The organism is Olleya sediminilitoris (assembly GCF_016785945.1).
GTDB lineage: Bacteria > Bacteroidota > Bacteroidia > Flavobacteriales > Flavobacteriaceae > Olleya > Olleya sediminilitoris.
This window is the reverse complement of the sequence record NZ_JAEMEF010000005.1, coordinates 36,744-49,006: the sequence shown is the minus strand read 5'-3', so window position 1 is coordinate 49,006 and position 12,263 is coordinate 36,744. Positions and strand designations below refer to the sequence as shown.

Below are 12,263 nucleotides of genomic sequence, written 5' to 3'. Positions count from 1 at the left end.
TATCTTGGACACCATTCTTAACATTAGTAATCTTACTAAACAATATGGCAACTTAACAGCTGTCAACAATTTATCATTTACCATTAAAAAAGGAAACGTTTACGGTATTTTAGGACCAAACGGAAGTGGTAAATCTACAACATTAGGCATTACCTTAAACGTCGTTAATAAAACCAGCGGAGATTTTAGCTGGTTTGATGGTCAGACCTCAACACATGACGCCTTAAAAAAAGTTGGAGCAATTATAGAGCGTCCAAACTTTTACCCTTACATGTCAGCATACAAAAACTTAAAATTAGTTTGTAAAATAAAGGGAATTACTGAAGAAAAAATAGACGAAAAACTAGAACTAGTAGGCTTACTTGACCGTAAAGACAGTAAGTTTAAAACCTTTTCTTTAGGGATGAAGCAACGCCTTGCAATAGCATCTGCATTACTTAACGATCCTGAAATTTTAATTTTAGACGAACCCACAAACGGTCTTGACCCTCAGGGTATACACCAAATTAGAGCTATAATTAAAGATATTGCAAGTCAAGGTACAACTATTTTATTAGCGTCTCACTTATTAGATGAAGTTGAAAAAGTGTGCTCACATGTTGTTGTACTCAGAAAGGGTAATAAATTATATGAAGGTCCAGTAGATCAAATGATTTCTAGTGATGGCTTTTTTGAATTAAAATGTGATAACAACACAGCACTTTTAGATTATCTAAATACTCATCCAAATATTAAAAACACAAAAGTAACAGAGGATTTAATAACTGCCTTTTTAAATGCACCAACATCTGCAGCCTCTTTTAACAAAGAGCTATTAGACAAAGGTATTGCACTGTCGCATCTAGTATTGCGTAAAGAAAGTTTAGAAGAACAATTTCTTCAACTTACAGATAACTTAGAAGACAAAAACTAATCCATCAAAACACACAAATCATGTTACGACTTTTACAAATAGAATTACAAAAACTTTTAGAAAATAGGGTTAGTAAAATATTAATCTTCTTTTCATTTATATTACCGTTTTTCATCATATTATTATCCTCATTTAAAATCAATTTCTTTGATCTATTTACAATAGATTTAGGTAGTGTAGGAATTTTTGATTTTCCATACATTTGGCATATTACCACTTTTTTCTCGTCATTATTTAAGCTATTTTTTGCTATAGTTGTGGTTAGCATGATTGGTAATGAATATAGTAACAAAACCATCAAGCAAAACTTAATTGATGGTCTTAGTAAAAAAGAGTTTATACTGTCAAAATTTTATGCTATAGTATTTTTCTCTGTTGTATCGACACTATTAGTTGGTATTTTAACTCTAGCTATTGGACTATACTATAATGGTGACAGTGAAGCTTATTATATGTTTAGTGAAAGTATCTTTTTACTTGCTTATTTAGTAAAACTTATTGGCTTTTTTAGTTTATGCTTATTTGCTGCAGTATTAATAAAACGCTCTGCATTTGCACTAGCTTTTTTATTCATCCTATTTATAATCGAATGGATTATATATGGTATAATATTAAAAAATTACGATGATGACATAGCGACTAAAATTCAAAACTTTTTACCATTAAAGTCCATGTCTAAATTAATAGACGAACCCTTTAGACGTATTGTAGCTATGAAGTCTCCAGAAAAAACAGAACTTATATATGATTTTGCTGTACATTGGTACGAAATATTTATTGTTCTTGGGTGGACTAGCTTATTTGTATTTTTCTCTTATAAATTATTACAAAAAAGAGATTTATAAAAAACCTTGTTTATTTTTTAACAAACTACATTTATTTATAAGATTTTATTATAATACATTTACTAATTATAGATTTTTTTATGAAAAAGATATTTTTAGTATTAATACTACTTTGCAGCTTTATATTACAGGCGCAAAATGAAGCTGCAAACTGGTATTTTGGTGATAATGCTGGAATACAATTTAACACAAACACTAATGCTGTTACAGCATTAACTGATGGTCAATTAGCAACTGATGAAGGCTGTACAAGCATATCAAATAGTGCTGGTGATTTATTATTTTACACAGATGGAATTACTGTGTATAATAAAAACCATAATGTTATGCTTAATGGTAATAACCTGGATGGTAACCCTTCAAGTACACAGTCTGCCATAATTATTCCTAAACCAGGTGACCCAAATATTTATTACATATTTACTCAAGGTACAGAGTTTTTTGGGCAACAAGACCAAGGCTTCAATTTTACTGAAGTCAACATGTCATTAGATAATGGACTAGGAGCTGTAACTAATATTAAAAATCAATTTTTATTATCTAGAGCTTCAGAAAAATTAAGTGCAGTACTTAAAGATTGCCAATCTCAAAATATTTGGGTGGTGACTTTTGCAAGTAATGATGCTTTAACAAACCCTTCTGCTGTAGACAACAATAACACTACTTTTTATGCTTTTGAAGTTTCTTCAACTGGTGTAAACACTACTCCAGTTACATCAACGATACCTTTCAGTATTTCAGAAAGAAGAGGGTATTTAAAATTTTCTCCAGACGGAACAAAAATAGCTTCTGCAAACGTTGGTAGTGGTTTATTCTTATATGACTTTGATACTAATACTGGACAGGTAAGTAACTCGCAACAAATACAAATAAATATCAATCCATTAGGAAAAGTACAACGTGCCTATGGAGTAGAATTTTCACCTAATAATCAAGTATTATACGTTAGTACATATTTTGAAACAGACTCCGATAATTTTGAAAATACCAGTGCACAATATGGTGCCTTGCTTCAATATGATCTAACGTCTAATAATATAAGCCAATCAGAACAAGTTTTAGACCAAAGAGTCATGTATAGAAGTGCTTTACAATTAGGTCCTGACGGTAAAATTTACAGATCATTAAGTGCAACTTATAATCAAGGTTCTCCTTTTTTAAGTGTTATTAATAATCCAAATCAATTAGGTCAATTTTCAGATTACCAACATGAAGCAATAAGCTTGAATGGTCGCGTCTCAAGGCAAGGCTTACCTCCTTTTATTTCTTCTTTCTTTTCAGAAAAAATTGATATCATTCCTACTGACACCTCCAACTCTGTAGTCTTACCATTATGCACAGGAGAAAACTATACGCTAACAGCTGAAGATATTAATGGAGCAACTTATACTTGGTATAAAGATGGTACTATCCTTACAACTCCAACAATACCAAATGAGTTATTAATAAATGAAAATGGAAACTATGAGGTTATTATTGATTTAAATAATGGTGACTGTGATACAAAAGAAGGACAAGCTATTGTAACTTATTATGATATACCTATTGCTACTCAACCAAATGATATTATTATTTGTGATGATGATAATGATTCCAGTAGTGATATATTGCTATCTAATCAAAATGAATCAATCTTAAATGGTCAAAATTCTTTAGAATTTGAAATTACCTATCATTCAACACAAAATGAAGCTGATTTGGGGCAAAATGAATTGCCAAATAATTATCTTGTAAATGCTTCACAAGAAACCATTTTTGCTAGAATTTTCAATTTTGGTAATAACAATTGTTATGATACTACTAGTTTTAATATTGAAATTTATAATACTCCAATTATAGATAATTTATCCGACTATGAAACTTGTGATGATTCTACCGATGGAGACGACACTAATGGACAAACAACTATAGATTTAGCAAGCTACAATACGCAAGTCTATGGATTACAAAGTACAACACTTTATAATATAACGTATCACAACACACAAAATGATGCTGACATAGGTGCAAACCCTTTACCAAATAATTATTACAACACAACACCTATCACAGAAACTATTTTTGTAAGATTAGAAAATAGTATTAACACAGATTGCTTTACTACCAATAGCTTTAACATTACTGTTAATCCTGTACCTGAAGCCTATGATGACATTTTATTTCAATGTGACGAAGATGGAGTTCCAGATGGTCAGACTATATTTAATTTAAATGAAGCTTCAGCAAACATAACTAATAACAATAGTCAGAATACTATAGCATTTTATACAGCTTTCAGCAATGCGCAATCAGAGACAAATCCTATAAACGGAGACGCTTATAGTAATATCTCAAACCCTCAAACTATTTATGTTGTTGTTACAGATACCATAACAAACTGTATTGCTTTTTCCGAGTTAACTTTAGATGTTAGCGTTACACAAACTAATGATTATATTGCTCCTCCTGTTTGTGACGAACTTGGCTCTGAAGATGGAATTAACACCTTTGATTTAGATAGTTTTTCAACAGAGATAACAAATGGACTTCCTGCTGGCATTACGGTTAGCTATTATGGTACCTATGATGATGCCCTTTTGGAAGTTAATGCTTTACCTTTATTATATAACAATACAATCCCTTACAATGAAGTCATTTACGCTAGAGCAGAAAACAACAATGCCTGTTACGGTATTAGCGAAGTTTTGTTAACTATTAATCCTTTACCACAAATTACAGAAGACGAAACTGTTTTATATTGTCTTAATCAATTTCCTGAAACCATACAACTAACAGCAACCAACACAGCAAACCCTAACTATTACTATAATTGGTCAACTGGTGAAACTACTGCCTCTATTGAGGTTAATACAATTGGTCAATTTACTGTTACTGTAACAACTGCAGAAGGTTGCCCAAAAACAAAAACCTTTACTGTTCAACCTTCAAACATTGCAACTATTGAAGATATTATTGTAGTTGATGGCAGTTTAAATAATAATGTCGTAACAATCTTGACTTCAGGTGAAGGAGACTACGCTTTTGAATTAATTAATGCTGAAGGACTTTCAACAGGGTTTCAAAATAATAACATCTTTACTAATATAAAACCAGGAATTTATCAGGTTAATATTACAGATATCAAAAATAATTGTGGCACTGTAGATCAAATGTTTTCAGTCATTGGATTTCCTTTATTTTTCACACCAAATGACGATGGGAAAAATGATTATTGGCAAATATATGGTGTATCAACTCAATTTCAAGCTAATTCAATTATTCAAATATTTGATAGATATGGAAAACTACTAAAAGAATTCACTCCTAACAACCAAGGTTGGGATGGTACTTTTAACGGACAACCATTACCTACTAACGATTATTGGTTTACGGTAAAACTTCAGGATGGACGTATTTATAGAAATCATTTCACTTTAAAACGATAGTAACTTGTACATTTAAGCAAGAATACAAACTAATGAAACATGTATTTTTCGTCATTATAATAATTGGACTTTGCTTTGCTAAAGCAAGTGCACAAAACATTGAATTGTTTCAACAATTTAATGGACGGTATGATTATATAGCTATTGGAAACACTTTAAATCAAGCAGAAAATAATCTTTCTCAATTCTTTTGCGAAACACTTCCATCCTCTCAAGCCAATTTAACATTACCAAACAATACAAACATTGTTGCTGCCTATTTATTTTGGTCTGGTTCTGGAACTGGCGATAACCAAGTTACGCTTAACACTACATCTATAAATGCCCAAGATACATTTACTGTAGACTATAATGCAGGTAGTAATGGTTTGCTTACCTATTTTGCTAGCTATGCAGAAGTCACTGATCAAATTAATAATGAAGGCAGTACAAATTATATTTTTTCAGATTTAGATATTTCTGACACATTAACAAACACTCCAGGTTATTGTAATAACAGAACTAATTACGCAGGTTGGAGCTTATATGTTATTTATGAACAACCAACATTACCGCTAAATCAAGTTAATCTATTTTTAGGATTGGAAATTATTAATGCAGACGTTCAAGATAAAACTATTATTCTAGAAAACGTAAACGTACTTGATAACAATAATGCTAAAATTGGTTTTTTAGCTTGGGAAGGAGATAATGCTTTAAATTTTGGAGAATCACTATCAATTAACGGAAATGTCTTATCCAATCCTCCTCTAAATTTACCTGACAATGCTTTTAACGGAACCAATAGTTTTACAAATTCTACTAACTTTTATAATGCTGATTTAGATGTTTATAACATCGAAAACAATATACAAATTGGAGACACAGAAGTTACTATTAATCTAACCACAGGTGATTTTGATAGTAACGGTATTTTTAGAGCCGATTTAATAATTCTTAACAATATTATTACCGTTTTAAATAGTCAATTACCAGATGCAACGGTTACACAAAATTTTTACCAAACAAACTGTAATACCAGAAGCATTACTATAGATTATACTGTATACAACAACAATAGCACAGCTGCTTTACCAACCAATACACCAATTGCTTTTTTTATAGACAACGTATTAATAGGGCAAAGTCAAACCAACACTATAATTGGTATTGGAGAAGAAGAAACAAGTCAAATTACTTTAGAAATACCTAATACTATACCTGATACTTTTATTATTGAAATTGAAGTTGATAACGACGGAAACAATAATGGTTTAGTAACTGAAACAAATGAAGTAAACAATAACACATTCTCGACCATCCAACTTATACCAATTCCTGAAACTATTCAGCTTGCTGAATTAGTAGCTTGTGATCAAGGTTATAATACAGGCATTTATAATTTAAACAATGCTTTAATTAATATAGACCTAAACTTGTATCAAGACCTATTTTTTTATAGCAGTTTAGATGATTTAAACAATCAAGATGCCATAACAAATCCAAATCATTACATTTCTAATACAACTCCACAAACAATATATGTTGCTGCACAAACACAATTATGTTTCGACTTATTTGTTTTTACCTTAAACACAACTAACTGCCCTCCTATTATTCCGGATGGATTTTCTCCAAATCAAGATACCATAAACGACTATTTTAATATTCAAGGATTATATAATGTCTTTCAAGATCACGAATTATTGATATATAATCGTTATGGCACTTTAATCTTTATAGGTAATAATAATACAAAATGGTATGGTCAAGTTAATCAAGGCTTAACTAATCAAGGAGACATTGTTCCTACAGGCACATATTTTTACGTACTAAATCTTAAAGCCCCTAATTACCAAATCCAAACAGGGTGGGTTTATATTAATTACTAAATAATCGACTTTATATTTAGTATTAATCAATACTTCAGGTTATACCGTTTTTACCTACCCATAAAACATTCAAAATTAGTATTCTTCAAAATAAATGATGTTTTTGAGTTATTAAAACAACTTAGCCAAGCTTCATTTAATAAAACTATCCTCTCAAACTCCAATAGAAACATTTTTTTCTAAAAAATAGCTATATCTCAAAATACGCTTAGCAAGTCTAAAAACGCGACTTTTTGCTAATAATTTAGAAATCAGGAAAATAAAAATTTCTTTTTATCGTCAAAATTTGCGTTTAGTCGATATTTTACATATGTTTGTCCTTTAATCGATAATATATGTATTTCATCGTGTTTTAACAAAAAACCAATAAAAGCAATGAAAATTAACCTAAGACCAACATTTTTCACTCTACTTTTAGTGCTTTCGTCAGCAAGTTTTGCTCAACAGATATCTATTGATGATTCGTTTTCTGCACAACAATTAGTTCAGGATAATTTAGTACAAGGCTGTGTTGAGGTATCTAATATAAATTCTACTGTAAACGGAAATATTGATGGATTTTCAAGTTTTGGTTATTTTGAAAAAGCTGGATCTGATTTTCCGTTTGAAAACGGAATAATATTATCTACAGGTCAAGCTAACTCTGCAGGAAACACATTAAATACTAGTCCTTTAAACGAAGGAACTACAGCTTGGACTACAGATCCAGATTTAGAAGCTGCCTTAGGTATAAATAACACATTAAATGCAACATCAATTGAGTTTGATTTTATATCAGCTTCAAATACAGTTCAATTTAATTACATTTTAGCTTCAGAAGAATATTTTGCTGAGTATCCATGTCTATATTCTGATGGTTTTGCTTTTTTAATTAGAGAAGCTGGAAGTGGTGATGCATATCAAAATATTGCTGTTGTCCCAAATACAAGTATACCTGTAAATACAAATACTATTCATGATGATATTGTAGGGTTTTGTGCTGCAGAAAATGGTCAATATTTTGAAGGTTATAACGTAGGAGATACAAACTTTAATGGTCGTACCACAGTTTTAAGTGCATCTGCTAACATACTGCCAAACGTACAATACAATATTAAATTAATAATTGCAGATCAAACCGATCGTAATTTTGATACTGCTGTATTTATTGAAGGTAACAGTTTTACAGATAGTGTGTATTTAGGTGAAGACATTAATACCTGTGACACTTCTGTTACATTAAATGCAGACACTAATAATCCGCAAGCAACTTACCAATGGTATGTAAACAATACAATTATAGCAGGACAGAATACAAACTCTCTATTTGTTGATACAAATGGAAATTACACTGTGCAAGTCACTGTACCATTAAATACAGACACTTGTACTTTTGAAGATTCAATTAATATTGCTTTAAACACCATTCAAGACGGAACTTTAATATCAGATTTTGAAGTTTGTGATGATGCTTCAAATGATGGAGAAGAAATCTTTGATTTAAGTACAAAAATTTCTGAAGTAGAAACGACTTTACCAAGTGCAACTTATACGACAACATTTCATTTATATCAAAACGAAGCAATAGAAAACACTAATGCTATCACACAGTATTTAAGTACAAACCCTACACAAACAATATATTTTAGAGCACAAAATAATAGTTCTGGTTGTGTATACATGGGCAGTTTTGATTTAATAATAAACGCTTATTTATCAATAACTAACCCTTCTAATTTAACAATTTGCGCTGCTAATAATAGTGCAATTGATTTAACGGTAAAAAACGACGAAATCACTAACAATAATCCAAACTACTATGTTAATTATCATTTTAATCAAACTGATGCAAACAGTATTGAAAACCAAATAGAGTCGCCTTATACTCCTGCTAGTAATACTGAAACACTTTACGTTAGTGTATTAGATATAACTTCAGGTTGTAGTACGACAACAACTTTAGATATTCAGATTAATAACTTTCCTGATATCATTATGGACACATTATCTTTAGATGCTTGTGAACAAGACGGAAATGGTTATGACAATTTTGATTTAACCGAAAATCTTGATGACGTATTACAAGGTCTTACAAATGTGACAGTAACTCATCATGAAACCGAAGATGAAGCTTATGAAGGCACAAACCCGATTAACAATCCAACCAACTATCCAAATACACAACAATTTGTACAAACCTTATTTATTAGAGTTGAAGACAATGATACTGGTTGCGTGTCAATAGTACCACAAGAATTACACACTTTTTTACTTGAAACTGGTACCGAAATAACAGATTTTTACGAATGTGACGATGCTTCCAATGATGGAATTGTAGATTTTGATTTACTACAAGTTGGTATTATGATAATTAATGGTAACGAAGATCTAACAATTGATTTTTATGAAACCGTTGAAGACCAAACAGCAAACACCAATGCTATTAACCAAAACCAACCTTATACAGTAAATAATGCTCCTAAAACATTATTTATTACATTACAGAGTCCAGCATGCTCTTATAAATCTTCAATACAACTAATAATTAACCAAGGTTTTGATATACAAACATTAACAACACAAAATTATTGTGATACCAACAGTGATGGGTTTACAAGTATAGACTTAACTAGCTTTGACGATTATGTTGCAACTGGTGTTGAAGGCGGAACAGTAAAATATTTTGCATCTCAAGCTAATGCAGAAGCTAACGTTAATGCATTACCACCTTTTTATGATAATACAAGTAACCCTTTAACAGTATATGTTAGAGTCCAAAATCAAAATAGTTGTAGTGCAACTTCTGCTTTAACTATTAATGTATTACCTGCTCCTCAAGTAAATAATGCCGAAGACATTATTATTTGTGATGATGATCAAGATGGTTTTTCTATTGTAGATTTAACACAGTCTATAGATCAAATGGTACCAGATACCAACAACAGAACCATTACATTTCACAACACACAAGTGGATGCTCAATCTAACAGTAACCCTATACTAAACGATACTAGTTACAATGCAGACACCCAAATGGTATTTTGTCGTGTTGAAAACGCAACAACAGGATGTTTTAGAGTAGACAATATTAGAATTTATGTCAACACATTACCTGTCTTTGATGCAATTGAAACCTATATTAGTTGCGAGACTGATGGAGACCAAATAGGCGAATTTTTATTCTCTAATAAAGATGCCGAAATACTTAATGGTCAAACAGGTAAGCAAGTGTTATATTATGCGTCTCATGTAGATGCTGATTCTGGAAATAACCCTATTAACAAAAATAATATTTATGAAAACATCTCTAATCCTCAGACTATATTTGTTCGTGTTCAAAACACTACAGATTCAGATTGTTATGGCACATCGTCATTTCAAATAGAAGTCAGTTCTAACCCAATTTACGATGCACCAACAGATGTGTTTGTTTGTGATGATGTTTCAAATGATGGGTTTTCTACGTTTGATTTAACAGAAATATCTTCTCAAATCAGTCAAAATTCACCCGAAACATTAAGTATAACTTACCACTTAACACTTGCAGATGCAGAAGCACAAATCAACCCTTTACCTGATAGTTTTACAACCACTGTAAATCCGCAACAAGTATTTGCAACTATAGACAATGGTACGTTTTGTAAAGGTATAGAAAGCTTTGTGTTTAACGTTATTTCTGTACCTTCAACAAACTCTGCTAGTGGTTTAGAAATGTGTGATGATAATACGGATGGTTTTGCAACGTTTGATTTAACGGTTTCAGAATTTGAAGTACTTTCTATAAGACAAGATAACACTGTTGTTGAATATTATACTTCTTCTGGAGATTTAGAATTATCTTCAAACAGAATCATGGATCCTACTAACTTTACAAACACAGTAAATCCACAAACAGTTTATATTAAAGTATTAAATACCGTTTCTAATTGTTATGCTGAAATTCCGTTATTACTAACAGTTAATACGCCTCCAACCATAACACCAAATGTTGTAGTAAACACCTGTGAAGATAGCACGAATACTTACAATTTAAACGAAGCTTTACCTAATATTACAGACACAACACTATCTATTGAAGCGACTTTTTATACTTCACAAGTTGATGCTGAAGCACAACAGAATGCTTTAGACAACAATTATAACTACACTATTGGTAATCAAACCCTATTTGTAAGAGCTAATTTTACCAATAGCATCTGTTATAATATAGGTAGTTTTACACTTCAAGCTTTTCCAATACCAACAGCAGGAACAGTTCCAGATTTAGAGCAATGTGATAATGATTATGACACCTTTGCAATTTTTGATTTTAGTCAACAAACAGCTACAGCTTTAAATGGTCAAAATCCTAGTGAGTTTACTGTCTCTTATTTTGAAACGCTAGTTGATGCAGAAAATAACACTAATGTACTAGAAGATTTAAACGTAGATTCTGAAAATAATTCTGAATACTTCATTAGAGTTCAAAATAATACCACAGGCTGTTACAATACTACAAGCTTTAAAACTATTGTAAATAGAAAACCAGAGTTGGATATTCAAGATCAGGTATTATGTTTAGAAAACTTACCTTTATTAGTATCTGCCGAGACTAATATACCTACAGATAATTATGCTTGGTCAACTAATAGCACAAGTAGTTATATAGAAATAACAGAAATAGGAACATATTCCGTTACAGTTACTACACAAAACGGTTGTACAACCTCAACAACGTTTACTGTGTCAGAGTCGGAAGCTGCAACAATAGATTTTACTGAGACTGTAGATTTTTCAGATCCAAATAATGTAACCGTTGAGGTTTCTGGTATTGGAAATTACCTATATCAATTTGACGACGAAGCTCCTCAAGAATCTAACCTATTTACTAATGTACCCATTGGACCTCATGTGATTACGGTTATAGATTTAAATGGCTGTAACTCGACATCTAAAGAAATAGTAATAATTGATACACCTAAATTTGTTACTCCAAATGGAGATGGCTATTTTGATACTTGGCACATCACTGGTGTCAACCAATTAGAAGGTACTGTTGTTAATATTTATGATCGTTATGGTAAGTTATTAAAAACGCTAAACCACAGCTCTATGGGATGGGATGGAAGTTATAATGGAAACCTAATGCCAAGTAGTGATTATTGGTTTGTTGCTGATGTTAAAAAGGGAGCTGTTGAGTTTCAGGTTAAAGGTCATTTTGCTCTAAAGCTTTAACACTTAAAATTTTATT

General features: G+C 31.1%; 5 protein-coding genes. All 5 read left to right on the top strand.

The window, feature by feature from the left end; translation table 11 throughout:
- Positions 1-4: 4 nt before the first annotated feature.
- Positions 5-913: an ABC transporter ATP-binding protein gene (locus tag JAO71_RS07395; RefSeq protein WP_028289454.1), complete on the top strand. Its 909-nt coding sequence runs from the start codon at positions 5-7 to the stop codon at positions 911-913.
- A gap of 20 nt (positions 914-933) precedes the next feature.
- Positions 934-1,758, top strand: a complete 825-nt coding sequence (locus JAO71_RS07390) for an ABC transporter permease (RefSeq protein ID WP_202999916.1) — start codon at positions 934-936, stop codon at positions 1,756-1,758.
- Between the two features lie 80 nt (positions 1,759-1,838).
- A complete protein-coding gene (locus JAO71_RS07385; protein ID WP_202999914.1) occupies positions 1,839-5,183 on the top strand; it encodes a T9SS type B sorting domain-containing protein in 3,345 nt (1,114 codons plus the stop codon).
- Between the two features lie 32 nt (positions 5,184-5,215).
- Positions 5,216-7,054 carry a T9SS type B sorting domain-containing protein gene (locus tag JAO71_RS07380; RefSeq protein WP_202999912.1) on the top strand — a complete coding sequence of 613 codons (1,839 nt, stop codon included), beginning with the start codon at positions 5,216-5,218 and terminating at the stop codon, positions 7,052-7,054.
- A gap of 375 nt (positions 7,055-7,429) precedes the next feature.
- A complete protein-coding gene (locus JAO71_RS07375; RefSeq protein ID WP_202999903.1) occupies positions 7,430-12,247 on the top strand; it encodes a T9SS type B sorting domain-containing protein in 4,818 nt (1,605 codons plus the stop codon).
- Positions 12,248-12,263 lie beyond the last annotated feature (16 nt).